Annotated in this window: 11 protein-coding genes; 5 read left to right on the top strand and 6 right to left on the bottom strand. The window is 34.5% G+C overall.

Going from position 1 to position 16,639, the window contains the following annotated elements; translation table 11 throughout:
• Window positions 1–22: 22 nt before the first annotated feature.
• Window positions 23–682 (top strand): ribonuclease HII, encoded by a 660-nt coding sequence (rnhB, locus tag OJ995_RS04035; protein WP_264368260.1) that lies wholly within the window; start codon window positions 23–25, stop codon window positions 680–682.
• Here the strand turns inward: rnhB and lipB are convergent.
• Both lipB and OJ995_RS04025 read right to left on the bottom strand, forming a co-directional pair.
• Window positions 679–1,374 carry a lipoyl(octanoyl) transferase LipB gene (gene lipB, locus OJ995_RS04030; RefSeq protein WP_264368259.1) on the bottom strand — a complete coding sequence of 232 codons (696 nt, stop codon included), beginning with the start codon at window positions 1,372–1,374 and terminating at the stop codon, window positions 679–681. The two genes, rnhB and lipB, sit on opposite strands and share 4 nt — an antisense overlap.
• Window positions 1,374–2,204 (bottom strand): hypothetical protein, encoded by an 831-nt coding sequence (locus OJ995_RS04025; RefSeq protein ID WP_264368258.1) that lies wholly within the window; start codon window positions 2,202–2,204, stop codon window positions 1,374–1,376. Before OJ995_RS04025 ends, lipB begins: the two co-directional genes overlap by 1 nt.
• A 137-nt stretch (window positions 2,205–2,341) precedes the next feature.
• Here OJ995_RS04025 and lysS point away from each other — a divergent pair, with 137 nt between their 5' ends.
• The 3 genes from lysS (at window position 2,342) to OJ995_RS04010 (ending at window position 4,997) form a co-directional block, all read left to right on the top strand.
• Window positions 2,342–4,039 (top strand): lysine--tRNA ligase, encoded by a 1,698-nt coding sequence (gene lysS, locus OJ995_RS04020; protein WP_264368257.1) that lies wholly within the window; start codon window positions 2,342–2,344, stop codon window positions 4,037–4,039.
• Window positions 4,040–4,158: 119 nt separating this feature from the next.
• The gene (locus OJ995_RS04015; RefSeq protein WP_264368256.1) at window positions 4,159–4,590 is read left to right on the top strand and encodes a DUF4890 domain-containing protein; all 432 of its coding nucleotides are present in this window, start codon (window positions 4,159–4,161) and stop codon (window positions 4,588–4,590) included.
• A gap of 80 nt (window positions 4,591–4,670) precedes the next feature.
• Complete coding sequence (locus OJ995_RS04010) at window positions 4,671–4,997, top strand: hypothetical protein (RefSeq protein ID WP_264368255.1); 327 nt, start codon at window positions 4,671–4,673, stop codon at window positions 4,995–4,997.
• A 30-nt stretch (window positions 4,998–5,027) separates the two neighbouring features.
• Here the strand turns inward: OJ995_RS04010 and hemL are convergent, their stop codons facing one another.
• The 4 genes from hemL to OJ995_RS03990 are packed head-to-tail and all read right to left on the bottom strand — an operon-like array spanning window position 5,028 to window position 9,976.
• Entirely contained in the window at window positions 5,028–6,314 is a 1,287-nt protein-coding gene (gene hemL, locus OJ995_RS04005) for a glutamate-1-semialdehyde 2,1-aminomutase (RefSeq protein ID WP_264368254.1), read from the bottom strand.
• On the bottom strand, window positions 6,314–7,195 hold the full coding sequence (locus tag OJ995_RS04000) for a glucosaminidase domain-containing protein (RefSeq protein WP_264368253.1): 882 nt from the start codon (window positions 7,193–7,195) through the stop codon (window positions 6,314–6,316). Before OJ995_RS04000 ends, hemL begins: the two co-directional genes overlap by 1 nt.
• Complete coding sequence (locus OJ995_RS03995) at window positions 7,182–8,093, bottom strand: 1-aminocyclopropane-1-carboxylate deaminase/D-cysteine desulfhydrase (protein ID WP_264368252.1); 912 nt, start codon at window positions 8,091–8,093, stop codon at window positions 7,182–7,184. The genes OJ995_RS04000 and OJ995_RS03995 overlap by 14 nt, the downstream gene beginning before the upstream one ends.
• 53 nt (window positions 8,094–8,146) lie before the next feature.
• A complete protein-coding gene (locus OJ995_RS03990; protein ID WP_264368251.1) occupies window positions 8,147–9,976 on the bottom strand; it encodes a T9SS type A sorting domain-containing protein in 1,830 nt (609 codons plus the stop codon).
• Between the two features lie 441 nt (window positions 9,977–10,417).
• Here OJ995_RS03990 and OJ995_RS03985 point away from each other — a divergent pair, with 441 nt between their 5' ends.
• Window positions 10,418–16,609, top strand: a complete 6,192-nt coding sequence (locus OJ995_RS03985) for a beta strand repeat-containing protein (protein ID WP_264368250.1) — start codon at window positions 10,418–10,420, stop codon at window positions 16,607–16,609.
• Window positions 16,610–16,639 lie beyond the last annotated feature (30 nt).

Genomic DNA, 16,639 nt, shown 5'->3' with positions numbered 1-16,639 from the left:
TATATTTTTGTCAAAAAAAAGAATGTTAAGTAAAAGTTACAGTAATTTAATATTGGAATGTGGCACTGACGAAGCTGGAAGAGGATGCTTGGCGGGTCCTGTAACTGCAGCAGCTGTATTATTACCTGCGGCATTTGAAAACATTCTATTAAATGACTCTAAACAACTTTCAGAAAAAAACAGAGAAAAATTAAAACCGTTCATTGAAGAAACAGCAATTAGTTTTGCAGTTACCCATATTTTCCCAAATGAAATTGACGAGATCAACATCCTTAACGCCTCGATGAAAGCCATGCAAGAATCCATTTTGCAGTTAAATCCAGCTCCAGAATATATAATTGTAGATGGAAATCGTCCTTTAAATGGAAAATTAGGCATGAAACAGAAAATAGGAAGAGCTTTTACAATAGCTGAAATTGAACTTTTAAAATCAATTCCTACAACTAGCATCATTAAAGGCGATGGTAAGTATTTAAGTATTGCTGCTGCATCAGTTTTAGCAAAAACATACCGAGATGAATACATGGATAAAATTCACGAAGAGTTTCCAATGTACAATTGGAAGAAAAACAAAGGTTATCCAACAAAAGACCACCGAGAAGCCATCAAAAAATATGGCCCTTGCAAATATCACCGAATGAGTTTTAAATTATTGCCTGAACAATTAACTTTGGAATTTTAAACAATCTCTGCTTCAAACAAATTTTGAAAATGTTTTAGGATTTTTTCTTTTACTTCTTGTTCGTCTACTTGCCTTCTTAATTCCACATGCATTGAAGTAACCGCTTTTCCTTTTATACCACAAGGGATGATGTTATCGAAATATCCTAAATCGGCATTTACATTTAATGCAAAGCCATGCATAGTTACCCAACGTGAAGCTCTTACTCCCATTGCGCAAATCTTTCTTGCAAAAGGTGTTCCTACATCAAACCAAACTCCGGTTTCGCCTTCGCTACGAGTTCCATGTAAACCATATTCTGCTAGAGTTAGAATGATAGCTTCTTCTAAAAAGCGTAAGTATTTATGAATATCAGTAAAAAAGTTTTCTAAATCTAAAATAGGATAACCCACAATTTGCCCTGGTCCGTGGTAGGTAATATCTCCTCCTCTATTTATTTTGTAAAAAGTGGCTCCTTTTGCTTCCAACTGTTTTTCAGAAAGTAATAAATTTGAAACATCGCCGCTTTTTCCTAAAGTATAAACATGTGGATGTTCTACATATAAAAAATAGTTTGGTGTAGGAATTGAAGTTTCTTCTCTTCTATTTTGAACTTTGATGTCCACAATTTCTTTGAATAATTCTTCTTGATAATCCCAAGTGTCTTTATAATCTTTATTTCCTAAATCTCGTAAAATAACTTTCTTATTCATTATTCCAATTCTACTTCAAAATTCACATCTTTACTTTCCATATAATTTTCCATAGGAAAAACCAAAACAACTGTCTTTCCATCATCTGAAATTTTTGCATTAGGAATAGACACCTTTTTTATTTTTTTGGGAAAACTAACCGTCATTTCGTAAGACGATTCGTTATACATCATTTTAAAAGACTCTGATAATTCGCTTGCTAACTTTTCTACATTTATATCTTCTTCTCCCTCTTTTTTAGAATCTCTATCAAGCTTTTCAAGATCTTTTTTCAAATCGCTTTTAGGAGCTACAGTTACAATCTTTACAAACTTTTTACCATTGTAATCATAACTTGTAACCCCTTCATTTTTGGGAGCATCATTCCCTAATTGGGCTGTTGAAGAGTTCATACCAGCTAAAGAGTTTACTGGCGAAACCAAATCTTGTAATTCTGCTGGATTCATAAAATCGGTAAACAAATGAAACTCCATTTTTTTCTGTGCTTCATTCATGACTAATCTACCTGAATATTTTTCCATTTTTTTTAATCTAGCTTGCTCTTCAATTGGTAACTTAGCAATACTATCTTCCTTTCCAGCTAACATATCTTTGTACGAAAAAACAGAATCGATATCTTTAGAATTATCTTCCATTTTATTGTTTTTTTTACTTTTTCTTTTGCTAGATTTTTCTCCAAACTTATCTCCAGCCATTGTCATCATTTTTGACATATCAATTTTATATAATAATCGACCAGAACCATCTTCATTAAAATTTAAGTTCTCTTGAACAACACAACTGGTTAACACAAAAACCGACAATAAAAGCAAACAACAAAATCTCTTCATTTTTATTTTTATAAATTTTGTCAAAGATACAAAAGATATCAACCATTCGAGTTTAAAAATTCAAGGCATAATTTTCAAATTTTCAAATTGGTACATTTTCAAATTATACCTATCTTTGCACGCTTAAATACAATACTATGCAACTTTCGGAACAAGAAATCATTAGAAGAGACAAACTAAACGCTTTACGCGAACTTGGAATTAACCCTTATCCAGCGGATTTATTTCCGGTGAATCACACTTCAAAGCAAGTGAAGGAAAATTTCGAAGAAGGTAAGAAGGTTATTTTGGCTGGACGTTTGATGAGTGTTCGTGATCAAGGAAAAGCTTCGTTTGCTGAATTACAAGACAGCGAAGGAAGAATTCAGTTGTATTTTAATCGTGATGTACTTTGTGAAGGCGAAGACAAAACGCTTTACAATCAAGTTTTCAAAAAATTAACCGATTTAGGTGATTTTGTTGGAATTGAAGGTGAATTATTCATGACTAAAGTGGGTGCTATGTGCGTTCGCGTGGATGATTTTAAAATGTTGAGCAAAACGTTAAAACCGCTTCCGTTACCAAAAACTGACGAAGAAGGTCATGTGTTTGACGCTTTTACCGATCCTGAATTACGTTACCGTATGCGTTACGTAGATTTAGTGGTAAATCCGCAAGTGAAAGAAGTTTTCATGAAAAGAACTAAATTATTCACTGCTATGCGAACATTTTTCAACGAAGCTGGCTACATGGAAGTAGAAACTCCGGTTTTACAATCGATTCCGGGTGGAGCTGCTGCTAGACCTTTCATCACACATCATAATAGTTTAGATATTCCATTATACATGCGAATTGCTAACGAATTATATCTAAAAAGATTAATCGTTGGTGGATTTGACGGTGTTTACGAATTTTCAAAAAACTTCCGTAACGAAGGAATGGACAGAACACATAATCCAGAATTTACCGCAATGGAAATTTATGTAGCTTACAAAGACTACAACTGGATGATGGAAATGACAGAAAACCTTTTAGAATATTGTGCAAATCAAGTAAACGGAACCACTGAAGCTACTTTTGGCGAACATAAAGTAAACTTCAAAGCACCTTATGCTAGAGTTACAATGACGGATGCTATCAAACAATTCACTGGTTTTGACATTACAGGAAAATCGGAAGACGAATTGCGCGAAGCTGCAAAATCTATGGGAATCGAAGTGAATGACACCATGGGTAAAGGAAAATTAATTGATGAAATTTTTGGTGAGAAATGTGAAGGTAACTTCATTCAACCAACATTCATTACGGATTATCCAAAAGAGATGTCACCATTATGTAAGTCACACCGTGATAATCCTGAATTAACAGAGCGTTTTGAGTTGATGGTTTGTGGAAAAGAAATCGCAAATGCCTATTCAGAATTAAATGATCCAATTGACCAAAGAGAGCGTTTTGAAAACCAAATGGCTTTAGCAGCAAAAGGTGATGACGAAGCAAACGGAATTATCGACGAAGACTTTTTAAGAGCTTTAGAATATGGAATGCCTCCAACTTCAGGATTAGGAATTGGTATGGATAGACTGATTATGTTCTTAACGAACAATCAATCGATTCAAGAAGTGTTGTTCTTCCCACAAATGCGACCAGAGAAAAAAGGTCCAGAATTAACAGAAGACGAAAAACACATTATTGAAATTTTAAAAGCTAACGAAGGAATTTCAATTGGTGATTTAAAAATAAAAGCTGATTTAAGCGGTAAAAAATGGGATGCTGCCAGCAAAGGCATCAGCAAACATGGTTTAATGAAGATTACAGTTGACGGCGATAATAAAATTGCTGAATACTTAGGAAAATAAACTCCCCAGAGATTAAAATCAAAAGCGAAACTTTTAAAAAGTTTCGCTTTTTTTTATTTAAGATTAAACCTTTTTATTTTTCCAGTGTCTTATCATCAAACAATTAAAAAAACGAAAAAATGAGAAAATTAATTTTAGCAATGGTTTTAGTGATGTCTACACTAACATTCGCACAAGACAGAAAACAAGGAAGAGAAAAATTAACTCCAGAACAACAAACAGAGCTTCAAGTTAAAAAAATGACACTGGATTTAGATTTAGACTCAAAACAACAAGCTGAATTAAAAACAATTCTTTTAGAACAAGCAAAAAAAAGAGAGTCTAAAATGGCTGAAATGAAAGCCAAAAAAGAAAAAGGCGAAAAACCAACTGCGGACGAAAGATTTGAAATGAAAAACGAAATGTTAGACAATCAAATTGAGATGAAAGCCAAAATGAAAAAAATCTTAAAACCAGAACAATACAAAAAATGGGAAGAGATACATAATGATAAAATTGAAAAAGGTAAAGAAAGAATGCAAAAAAGAGGAAAACAGCATCGATCTAATTAATTATTTTGATTAATATTTTGTTTTAATCTCAAATTTAATTTAGATTTGACAAACCAAAAAAAATCAAATTTATTTTAATTATGAAAAAAATAATCTTTTCTCTACTATTATTCTTTGCATTTAGTACTGTCTCTTTTGCTCAAGAAAAAAAATCTGGAGAACCAAAAATGTTAGCTAAGTTGGAATTAAATGAGTTCACAAAAGAAATTCCTTTGGAAACCAACCTAGAGAACGGATTATATAACTTGTTAGTATACAAACATGAAATGCTTGCAAAAGCTACTTCTGATAAAGAAAAAGCTGAAGTTTATGAAATTATAAAAAATAAATTGAGTGCTTCACTTTCAACTGATCAATTGAAAAAACTGATGAATAATAAAAATCTTTACGAAAATATAATCCAATAAAAAATGTCCCGAATAATCGGGACATTTTTATTATAATTCTTTTGCTACTTCTTTAATTTTAGCAATGGTAAAATCTAAATCTTCATACGTTAACGCATCGGTTATAAACCAAGTTTCATAAGCAGAAGGCGCAATATAAATTCCCCTGTTCAACAAACCATGGAAGAACTTCTTAAAAGTATCATTATCTCCGTTTTTAGCCGTTGCAAAATCATAAACAGGATTAGCATCAAAATGAACTGAAATCATCGAACCTACTCTATTAATAGTAAAAACAACACCTTCTTCAATTAGGACATTTCGGATTCCGTTTTCTAAATACGCTGTTTTTTCATCTAAACGTTTAAAAATATCCCCATCAGCATTCAAAGCTTTCAACATTTCTAATCCAGCTGCCATAGCTAACGGATTTCCAGATAATGTTCCCGCTTGATAAACTGGTCCTAACGGCGCTAAGTAATTCATAATTTCTTCTCTTGCTGCAAATGCCCCAACAGGTAATCCACCACCAATTACTTTACCAAAACAAACAATATCCGCTTGAACTCCGTATAATTCTTGCGCACCACCTTTTGCTAAGCGAAATCCTGTCATTACTTCATCAAAAATAAGCAAAGCTCCGTTTTCAGAACAAACTACGCGCAAAGCTTCTAAAAATCCTTTTACTGGAGGAATACATCCCATATTTCCAGCAACTGGTTCTATAATAATCGCAGCAATTTCATTTTTATTAGCTTCGAATAATGCTCTTACGTTATCAATATCGTTATAAGCTGCTAATAATGTGTCTTTTGCCGTACCTTCTGTTACACCAGGAGAATTTGGCACACCAAAGGTACTCAAACCACTTCCTGCAGCAATTAAGAACGAATCGGAGTGTCCGTGATAGCATCCAGAAAATTTAATAATTTTATCACGCTTTGTATAACCACGAGCCAAGCGAATCGCACTCATGCAAGCCTCAGTTCCTGAATTTACAAAACGAATCTTATCGATATTTGGAACCATAGAAACTGCTAATTGAGCAATCTGAGTTTCTAATTCTGTTGGCATTCCAAAAGAAGTCCCTTTTTTTGCTTTTTCAATAATAGCATTTACAACAGGCTCATAAGCATGTCCTAATATCATAGGACCCCATGAATTTATATAGTCTATTAATCGATTTCCATCTTCATCATACAAATAAGCTCCTTTTGCTTCTTTCGCAAAAATAGGAGTACCTCCTACTCCTTTAAATGCACGTACTGGAGAGTTTACCCCTCCAGGAATTACTTTGTTAGCTTCTACAAATAGTTCGCTACTTCTTTTATATAACATTATTTTATTTTGATTTGTTGCCCAATAGAAATGGCATTGTCAGACATGTTGTTTAATTTCTTTAAATCATCCACCGAAAGATTGAATTTTTTAGATAAGGAATAAAGTGTATCACCCTGCTGAATAGTATAATAATCACCACCCTGAGCTAAAATGACTTCTTTTTTTTCTGGTTTAAAATCTCTATTTAATACTTCGTTATCATATTTATACAATTCAAAGCGTTCTATTAATCCAATTAATTTATCTGGATATTTCACATCGGTTGCATAACCAGCAGCTTTTAATCCCTTTGCCCAAGATTCATAATCTCCTTTATCTAACTTGAATAAACTAGAGTATCGTGGTCTTGATGTTAAAAATAGCGAATGGTCTCGATAAGATTCCGAAGGTAGTTGGTATTTTCTAAAGCATTCTTGGGCAGCATCGTCATCATGCTTCACACTCTCACCTGTCCACTCTTTATGGCACTTAATTCCGAAATGATTGTTTGCACTTAATGCTAATTTCCCTTTTCCTGCACCAGATTCTAAAATACCTTGAGCCAAAATAATACTAGCAGGAATTCCATGAGTCTTCATATTATTCATAGCCACATCTTTATAGCTATCTACATAAGATTGTATTTCTTCAGCATAGGTTTTTATATTAGAAGTCGCTACTAATTCTACTGGCGTGTCAGAATTACTAGGTTTTGTTGTAGTTGTAGAAGTAGTTACAACCGCTTTGGTAATTGGTTTTACAGTAGGCTTTGCCTGTACAACCGGTTTCTTTTTAACTGTAACTTTAGGTTTTGATGTTGTTCTAACCACTGGACGTGAACTAGTACAGCTCACTACTAAAAGCGCTAATAAAAAAAGGGCTAACTTAGTTTTTATCATATTGTAATATTTCTTTATTCTTTTTTTGTAAAGCAAAATTCATGCCTTTAATTCCTTGTAAACCACCAGTATGAATCATTAAGATTTTTGAATTTTTAGAAAAATATCCGTTATGAATTAAATTCCAAATTCCAAAAACCATCTTACCCGTATACACAGGATCTAACGGGATAGCGGTTTGACTGTAAAACGAATTTAAAAACTGTATAAATTCGTCATTTACCTTGCCATATCCTCCAAAATGATAGGCGTCATTTACACTCCAATTAGTTTTCACTACAAAATTACGAATTACATCAGATAAAAAAGCACCTTTTAAGGAAGAAAATCCAATTAATTGCTGTTTTTCATTAGAAGAATTAATTAAACCCGAGAAGGTTCCTCCTGTTCCAACTGCACAAGCAATGTGAGTAAAATATGCTTTATCTTCAGATGTTAAAATTTCCTCACAGCCTTTTATAGCTAACTTATTAGTACCGCCTTCTGGAACTAAATAGAAATTTCCAAACTTTTCATTCAAATGTGATATAAAATCAGCATCTTCCTTATCTCGATACATTTCGCGTGAAACAAAATAAAACTGCATCCCCAATTTTTGCGCTTGAACTAAAGTAGGATTTTCAGCTATTTTACTTTCAATTTCTTCTCCTCGTATTACTCCAATAGTCTTGAAACCGAATTCAGCTCCAGCTCCTGCAACAGCCAAAATATGATTAGAAAAAGCGCCTCCAAAAGTCAACAAAGTGGTATCACCTAACTTTTTTGCTTCGGCAATATTATACTTGAGTTTTCTAAATTTATTGCCCGAAATAATTGGATGTAACAAATCCTCTCTTTTTATAAAGAGTTGGATACCATTAGGAAAATCTAGTTCTATTTGTTGATTAAAGGATTCCATAAAAAAAAGCAGCTAATAAAAGCTGCTTTCAAATATACTATAATTAAGAAGTATTATCTTCTAGATACAATTACTTTTTTGCTCATATCTATATTGTCTTTAGTTTTAGCTTTGACAACATAAACACCATCACTTAAACCTGATGTAGAAAATTCATATGAAGCTCCTCTTCCAAGATTACTTTTTTCAATTACAACCTTACCCGTTACATCATACATCATTAATGAAGTAATATCTTTATTTAATGTATTGTAGATAGTTAACATTGAATTTTGATTGTTTTGATAAACAGTGAAAGACTCTGCAACTTCATCTGGATTATTTAAAACGACATCAGTATTTTTGAACGTAACTTCAAAACGTGTTGTGTTATTACCTGCAGGTAATGTCATATCAAAAACGTTATTTTTAATATCGTAATAAATACCTGTTAATTTATCGTGTAAATATACATTTTGATTTACATCAAAATCAACAACATCTTTTACTTGTAACTTAAAATTAGTTTGAGCTGTACATCTAAAACCTACCGGAATTCTTTTATCAATATCAAATTTCACAGCTGTTGCCACATACTCGTGAGGCATATCACTTAAAATATAATAAAACTCCGCCGCTTCACCAGAAGGAGAACGACCGTCAGCACCATAATCAAAACCATCAGTTGCTGAATCTAAAAAGGCTATAGTTGTTGGACGAACTCCGCTATTATTATACATAGCATGAATTCTAATATAAGGAGAAGTTCCTTTTCTAATTTGTGTATAATCAATACCTGCAACATTTGGAATTTCTGGGAAAAATTCAGAATTATCTGCAGCTGGATTAGCTGAAGCTGTTCTTGCAAATTGAGACTGATTTACCACTCCTTCTTTTACAAAAACACGGAAATTATTTTTCATTGTTACATTTCCTGAAGCAGTTCCCATCACCATAAATCCTTGACCTACTGGAGAGAATCTTCTTTGGTATACTGTTCCAGAACCTACCGGAACTCCTTGAGATCCGTATCCATCATAAGACCAAAAAGCAGCTGGCGTGTAAATTCCAGTAACTGGATTATAAACACCATAACCTCCTTGATATTGATTTAACGTATGTGTATTAACTGCAACTTGTTCCCAATAATAGGCTTGACCATTAATTAAAGCTGCATTAGCTGGATCTAACAAATAAGCATTTATATCTATAGCACTTGGATAAGGATTTCCTACTAAGGTAAAATTACCTGCAGAAACAGCTACACCCATATTACCATCATTTGGCTTACCTCTAAAATCATAACGCTGTCTATTTCCCGAGTTGTTTTGAACATTTTCAATCGCTTGAGCAATAGTTGCATCAGTACCAGAAGTTCCTTTCATTGTAAAACCTTCTCCTGCATTAATTCCAGTTGCGCTACCCACGTAAGCCCATTGTGCATATGCATTTGACGTTACGAAACGCCATATCCAATAAGGCGCAATTGCTAATGGACTAGCTGTACCATTATAATTGTTAGTAGCTAAAATTGTTGCTGGAACACTTGTAGTAACACCTGTAGGGCGATTCAACATTGTAATACCAAAAGACTCATTACCTACTAAAGCAGAAGCATTACCAACTGGAGAACACCAATAATTATACTGAAAATTATTTACAGTACCCTCCTGAAAAACAGAAAGTTTACCAGCTCCTGTATTAGCACCAGAACCCGTAGTTCCCTGCAATAATTGCGAATTGTTTCTCAGAAACAAATTTCCATTGTTCTGTAAATTAACATCTTGCCTAACAAACATGAACTGATCGTTAACAAAAACATAGCTGTTTGGACTAACATACATTTGAGAAAAAGCTGTTAATGAACCGAAAAAGCCAAGGGCTGAAAGTATAATTTTCTTCATAATACTGGAGTTTAGAATATTACCCTACAAAGATAAGGATTAATTAATTAAAATTCACAAAAAATAACTAGCTATTTAACGATAAAAAAAGCAGTTCAACCGATTTATTGGTGTATAAAAAGCAAAATCACATTAATTTCATAAAAAATTTAACATTATGCATAAAATATTTATCAAAAACTTAAACAAAAAACAAACAGCAAAAAAACTGTATTTCATCGATTTTTTTAAACACTTTATCGATTTTTTTACCGAAAAACAACAAAACAACAAGCTTTTCACAAAACCTTTAAAAATTGTTATATGCAAAAAGATATTTTTTTATTATATTTGTTATTACGTAGTTCAAAAAAGTCATTTTAATCAGATACGAATAAAACATTTTTTTGGATTTCAAAAAAAGCAAAATTTAACAAAAAGAATACAAACAACCCCTAATTTATGAAACAGAATTACAATCTATTAACCCGTTCTTTTGCAATACATCATGCATGGAACACTTTTTCTCAGAAAAGTAAAACCTCTAGTTTACTAGTTCTACTTTTTATGCTTTTGGGATTTTCTGATGCTTTTGGGCAATTCCCAGGAAATGTAGACGGCCCTTCTGGACCAACAAATTTTGTTGTTCCTGCCAATGTTACTCACATTAATGCAGCTGTATGGGGTGCAGGTGGTGGTGGTGGTGGATCATCTGTAAATGGCGATGGAGGAAATGGCGGCGGCGGCGGTGGCGCTGCTTCTGCTCAGATAGCGGTATCCACAGGGAATACTTTTGTTTTCACAGCTGGTACAGCTGGAGCTGCCGGGGCAGCAGCTGGCGGAAATGGTGGTAACGGTACTGCATCAACTATTACATCAGCAACTCCTTTAACTAATCTTTCAGGAACTGGAGGAACAGGAGGAAGAGGAAACAGAGCAGCTTTAAACACACCTATTAATAGTGGTTTTGGTACAGGAACTGGAGGAACAAATAGTAACGGAAACAATGGGACTCTAGCAGCAAACGGTGGAAATTCAGGTAATGGAGGTAATTCAGGAACTGCATTTGGTATTTTTGGAACAGGAGCAATTGGTGTTCAAAATGCAGTTGGTAATCCAGGAGGACAACCAGGAGCTGGAGGAAGTGGAGGAGAAAGAAACGGTGGAACAAATTCAGCTGGAGGAGCTGGAGCACCTGGTAGAGTTATGTTTGATTACATAACTGTAACTTCAGTAGCACCAAGTCCAGTTTGTATTGGAAGTACAATCACCATAACTGGAACTAACTTTTCAACACTAGGCATTACTACAGTTACTGTAAACGGAACAGCATGTACAAGCATAACAGTAGTTAATGCTACTACAATAACTGCAGTAATTGCCGCAGGAACAACTTCAGGCGTAGTTGATATAAACAATAATGGAAGAAGAAATAATGGTATTAGCATAGCAGTAAATCCATTACCAGCAGCAATAGCAGGTGGTTCAGCAACTGTTTGTACAGGGGCTTCAACTCCAGCATTTACAAGTGCAACAGCTGGCGGAACATGGTCTGTAATAGCGGGAACTGGAACAGCAAGCATAAGTGCTGGCGGAGTTTTAACAGGAACAACCGCAGGAACTGTTACTGTAAGATATACATTACCAACTGGATGTTTTGTGACTTCTGGAACTATAACTATTGCACAAACCCCTGGCGCTATAGCCGGTGGTTCTGCAACAGTATGTAATGGAGCTTCAACTCCTGCCTTTACAAACCCTAATGCAGGCGGGACTTGGTCTGTAGTCAATGGAACTGGTTCTGCAACAATTACAGCGGGAGGTGTTTTAACAGGAACTTCTGCTGGAACTGTAACCGTAAATTATACGCTTGGCTCTTGTGCACCAGCTACATTTAGTGTAACTGTAAACCCAGCTCCAAATACAACAATTGGTGGTGGTGCAGCAACAGTTTGTACAGGTGGAACTACACCTGCTTTCACTAACTCAGTAGGTGGAGGAACATGGTCAATTATAAATGGAACAGGTTCAGCTACAATTTCAGCTGGCGGAGTAGTTACAGGTGTTACAACAGGTACAGCCACAGTTGTTTATTCAATTGGAACATGTACAGCATCAACACCTATTACAGTAATTACTATTCCTGCAACAGTTGTAGGCCCAACACCTGCAAATGCAGCAATTAATGTTTGTTATGCTGGTGCGGGAGCTGTAAATAGTATTTCATGGACAGCATCGGCTAGTGCCACATCTTATGATGTGTATTTTGGAGCAGGTAGCTTACCAGGAACCGTTACTGCAACAGTAGCAACAAACTCATATACTACAGGAGTATTAGCCGCAAGTACCACGTATTACTGGAGAGTAGTAGCAAAAAATAGCTGTGGTGACGCAGTAACTTCTGCTACTTTTACTTTTACAACAGCAGCTTTATCTTGTGACCCTATAGTGTATTGTACACCTATAGGTGTAAATAACACTTATCCAATTTCTAACGTAACTTTTGCAGGGATTAACAATACAACATCTGCAGTAGGAGGTGTTGCTGGTCCTGACTATGAAGATTTTTCTTCTATAACTGGAAACGTTACAGCAGGAAACACATACAATATATCAGTTACATCAACAGGTTTAAGTCCTAACTTATTCTATCAATATGTATATTTTGACTGGAACAACAATGGTAATTTTACCGATGATGGTGGTGCATATCAAATTGGTAATTTCACCACTAATACAGCTACTTCAAATTTAAACATTTTAATACCTGTTACTGCTTATGTAGGAACTATTAGAATGCGTGTTGGAAATAGTTTTAATGCGATTTATGACCCATGTATTACAGCTGGAGGTAATTTTCAATTTGAAGATTATAGTTTGAATATAGCATCTGCACCTCCTTGTGCAGAACCAACAGCACAACCAACTGCTCTAGTTTTAACAGCTGGAACACCTTCAGGAACTGCATTAAATGGTAGTTTTACTGCTGCAGCTCCAGCACCACAAAACTATCTTGTTGTTATGAATACTACAGGAACTGCACCAACTGGACTAATAATGGATGGTACTACTTATACAATAGGATCAAGTATTGGTGTTGGAAATACAGTAGTTGACACAGATTCAAATACTACATTTATTGCAACAGGTTTAAATCCTTCAACTACATATTACTTCTATATTTATTCAATGAATGCATTATGTACCGGAGGTCCTTTATACAATACAAACCCAACAGTTTTAATCGGAAATGCAACAACAGGAGCGGGAGCGCCTACATATTGTACTCCATCAACTACATTAACATATAACGATGATAGATACATCAGTAGAGTTGCATTTATTGGTACATTAATTGAAACAAACAATATTAGCACATTTGACAACGCAACTCCAGGATATCAAAATTTCACAGGTTTAGCACTAAAAGCTCAACAAGCTCAAGGTGAAGGTGTTAACATGATTGTAGAATCAATTGGTGGTCGTACAAGATTACATGCTTGGGTTGATTGGAATAAAAACGGAACTTTTGAAGCTTCTGAGATGGTTTATGGACCACCAGCTGCAGGAATTTCTAGTACTTTTGGATTTGTAATACCTTCTGGAACAGTTCCTGGAGATTACAGAGTTCGTGTAAGAACATATAATAGCTTTTATGGTTTCCCAGGAGTAACAGAAGATTTTGGCTTAAACTTTGATGCATGTGAAATATTTGACACCAGAATGATTGGAGGAAATACAGCTAGAGAATATGGTGAGGCAGAAGATTACTTATTTACTGTAATTCAAAAATGTGATGCCAATATAACCTCTGTTGTAGATGGTGACGTTTGTAACTCTGGCGTAGTAGATTTAATTGCTAATGGTACAGCTGGAACAACAGAAATCAGATGGTATGCTGCTTTAACAGGAGGCGCTCTTTTAGGAACATCTACAAGTGGCGGTACTTGGGAAACTCCATCAATTGCAACTACAACAACCTACTATTGTACAGCTTGGAATGGCACATGTGAGTCATTTGTAAGAACTCCAGTAGTAGCAAGAGTAAACCCTACTCCTACTTTAACTTTTACACAATCTGCACCAGACGTATGTGGAGAAGATGCAATTGTAGCTTTAACTGCGGGTGGAGACAAAGAGTTAACTAACTTATTATTTGAAAGATTTGAAGGTGGAGGATTAGGTGCATTTACAAACGTAAATTCTGACCCATCACCTGCTGGAGTAAAAGCGGATACACAATGGATGGTTAGAGCAAGTACATTTGTACCTACTGCTGGTGATTCATGGAAACCTGCTATATCAAGTGGTTTAGCACCAAATAGTTTTGCCTTAGCAACATCTGACTCTGGAACACCTCCAGATGTATTAGTAGAAAATTCTCTTGTATCAGGTGTTTTAAATTCAACTAATTACTTGAACTTAACGATGACGATGAAATTCTACTATTCAAGATATTTCCCTGATGGTAATACACCAGCAGATGAATATGTTAGAATTCAAATTTCAACTAATGGCGGTACCACTTGGACAACTCTTCAAGAGTTCACAGCCGATACTGGAATTGGAACTAAATTTGCTGATTTAAGCTACAACTTAAATGCTTACATCAACCAAGCAAACTTAAGAGTACGTGTCTTACATCATTCATTAGGAAGTGTTACTGGATGGTTACCTGATGGTGTTGCTGTTGATGATATTAAAATCTTTGGAGAAGTACCTTTAAATACTGCTTTTGTATGGAGTGGCGCTTCATTACCAGACGTGTATACAGATGCTGGAGCTACAATTCCTTATGTATCAGGAACACCTGTAGTTAATGTATATGTTAAACCTACATTAGCGCAATTAGAAATGGGTAGTTATACTTTCACCGCTACTGCTGTTTTATCAAACGGTTGTACTGCAAGTCAAGATATTACCATTTTAAATAAATCTAAAATTTGGAAAGGAACAAATAGTAATGATTGGTCAGATGCAAACAACTGGGAACCAGTTGGTGTACCAGATGCTAATAGCTGTGTAATTGTACCTAGTATTTTATCTTCAGGTGGAAATAAATCTGAAATCATAGGTCCAGGATTCAATGGTTTTGGTAAAACATTAGAAGTAAAAGATGATGGTATTTTAGAAGTGAATTCAATAAATACTTTAACAATTACTGATTATGTAAAAGTTGCTCCAGCTGGGACTTTCTTAATTGAAGATAGTTCAAGTTTAATTCAAATAAACAATGTTGCTAATACTGGAAACATTAGAATGCAACGTAATACAAATATCAGAAAATTAGATTATGTATATTGGTCATCACCAGTAGCAGGATTTAGCTCAAGTGCTATTTCTCCATTAACACCAGCGAGTTTCATTTATAAATGGGCTCCAACAACTACAACTGGATACGCAAGTAACTTTGGTAATTGGATTGCTGGAAGTGAAGGTATGACAACGGGTAGAGGTTATATCGTTAGAGGACCTGATAACTTTACAACAACAAAACAAATTTATCAAGCTAACTTTATTGGAGTTCCAAATAATGGTATAATTACAACACCTATAAGTAGAAGTACTTATGCTGGAGCTAACTATACTGGACCTACATCTACTTTAGTTACAGCAAATGACGATAACTGGAATTTAATTGGTAACCCATTCCCTTCAGCAGTAAGCGCAGATGCATTCTTAGCAGCTAACTCTACTAAAATTTCAGGGTTTGTTAAGATTTGGACTCATGGAACTTTACCATTAACTACTATTGCAGATCCATTCTATCAAGATTTTGTTATGAATTATACAGTTGCTGATTACATTACTCATAATGCATTAGGAGGAACACAACCAGGATTTGATGGATTCATACCTGCGGGACAAGGGTTCTTCGTATTAATGCAAGATGCGGCTGCTACTCCAAACACAGTAGAATTCAATAACACTATGAGAAGCAGAACATATAGAAATGATCAATTCTTTAGAAATGGAAGTAACGAAAAGCATAGAATTTGGCTACAATTAGTTTCTCCTCAAGGTGCTGAAAGCAAATCTTTAGTAGGTTATGCAACAGATGCTACTAATGGTGTTGATCATCTATTTGATGCAATAAATGTTGGTGCTAAAACTAATTTTGAAATTTATTCAGTTGCAGAAAATAATGGTTTATCAATTCAAGGAAGATCGTTACCATTCGACAACAACGATAGAATAAACTTAGGAGTTACAATTCCTCAAAATGGTAACTATACATTAGCAATTGCTGCAGTAGACGGATTATTTGATTCAACTGCTCAAAACATTTATTTAGAAGATACAGTATTAGGTATTACTCATGATTTAAGAGTAGCACCATATACTTTTACTGGAACAGTTGGAAGTAACGAAACTCGTTTTGTATTGAAGTTTAACAATAGTACTTTAAGTAATGAAGATTTTACTTCAAATGCTGTAACTGTTTACACAAACGAGAGTATCAATGTTAATTCAACAAATCAAACTATTAAATCAGTACGTGTATATGATTTATTAGGAAGAGTTTTAGGAACATTTAATAATGTAAACAATAACACATTTACTACTAGAAATGTAGTTAAAACACAAAGTCCATTATTAGTTGAAGTAATACTAGAAAATGGTGCAACTAAAACTTATAAAGTGATTTTCTAAAAAATTAAATTTAAAATAATTACACACAAG

Origin of the sequence: Flavobacterium lacisediminis, from assembly GCF_025909975.1 — a bacterium.
Lineage (GTDB): Bacteria > Bacteroidota > Bacteroidia > Flavobacteriales > Flavobacteriaceae > Flavobacterium > Flavobacterium lacisediminis.
The sequence above is the reverse complement of the archived record's forward strand: the minus strand, read 5'-3'. Positions and strand labels throughout refer to the sequence as shown.

Bases quoted from the DNA above. Each gene is read 5' to 3' on its own strand.
- OJ995_RS04015 (WP_264368256.1), top strand. From the start codon at position 4,159: ATGAGAAAATTAATTTTAGCAATGGTTTTAGTGATGTCTACACTAACA.
- hemL (WP_264368254.1), bottom strand. From the start codon at position 6,314: ATGTTATATAAAAGAAGTAGCGAACTATTTGTAGAAGCTAACAAAGTA.
- lipB (WP_264368259.1), bottom strand. From the start codon at position 1,374: ATGAATAAGAAAGTTATTTTACGAGATTTAGGAAATAAAGATTATAAA.
- OJ995_RS04025 (WP_264368258.1), bottom strand. From the start codon at position 2,204: ATGAAGAGATTTTGTTGTTTGCTTTTATTGTCGGTTTTTGTGTTAACC.
- OJ995_RS04010 (WP_264368255.1), top strand. From the start codon at position 4,671: ATGAAAAAAATAATCTTTTCTCTACTATTATTCTTTGCATTTAGTACT.
- OJ995_RS04000 (WP_264368253.1), bottom strand. From the start codon at position 7,195: ATGATAAAAACTAAGTTAGCCCTTTTTTTATTAGCGCTTTTAGTAGTG.
- lysS (WP_264368257.1), top strand. From the start codon at position 2,342: ATGCAACTTTCGGAACAAGAAATCATTAGAAGAGACAAACTAAACGCT.
- rnhB (WP_264368260.1), top strand. From the start codon at position 23: ATGTTAAGTAAAAGTTACAGTAATTTAATATTGGAATGTGGCACTGAC.
- OJ995_RS03990 (WP_264368251.1), bottom strand. From the start codon at position 9,976: ATGAAGAAAATTATACTTTCAGCCCTTGGCTTTTTCGGTTCATTAACA.
- OJ995_RS03995 (WP_264368252.1), bottom strand. From the start codon at position 8,093: ATGGAATCCTTTAATCAACAAATAGAACTAGATTTTCCTAATGGTATC.
- OJ995_RS03985 (WP_264368250.1), top strand. From the start codon at position 10,418: ATGAAACAGAATTACAATCTATTAACCCGTTCTTTTGCAATACATCAT.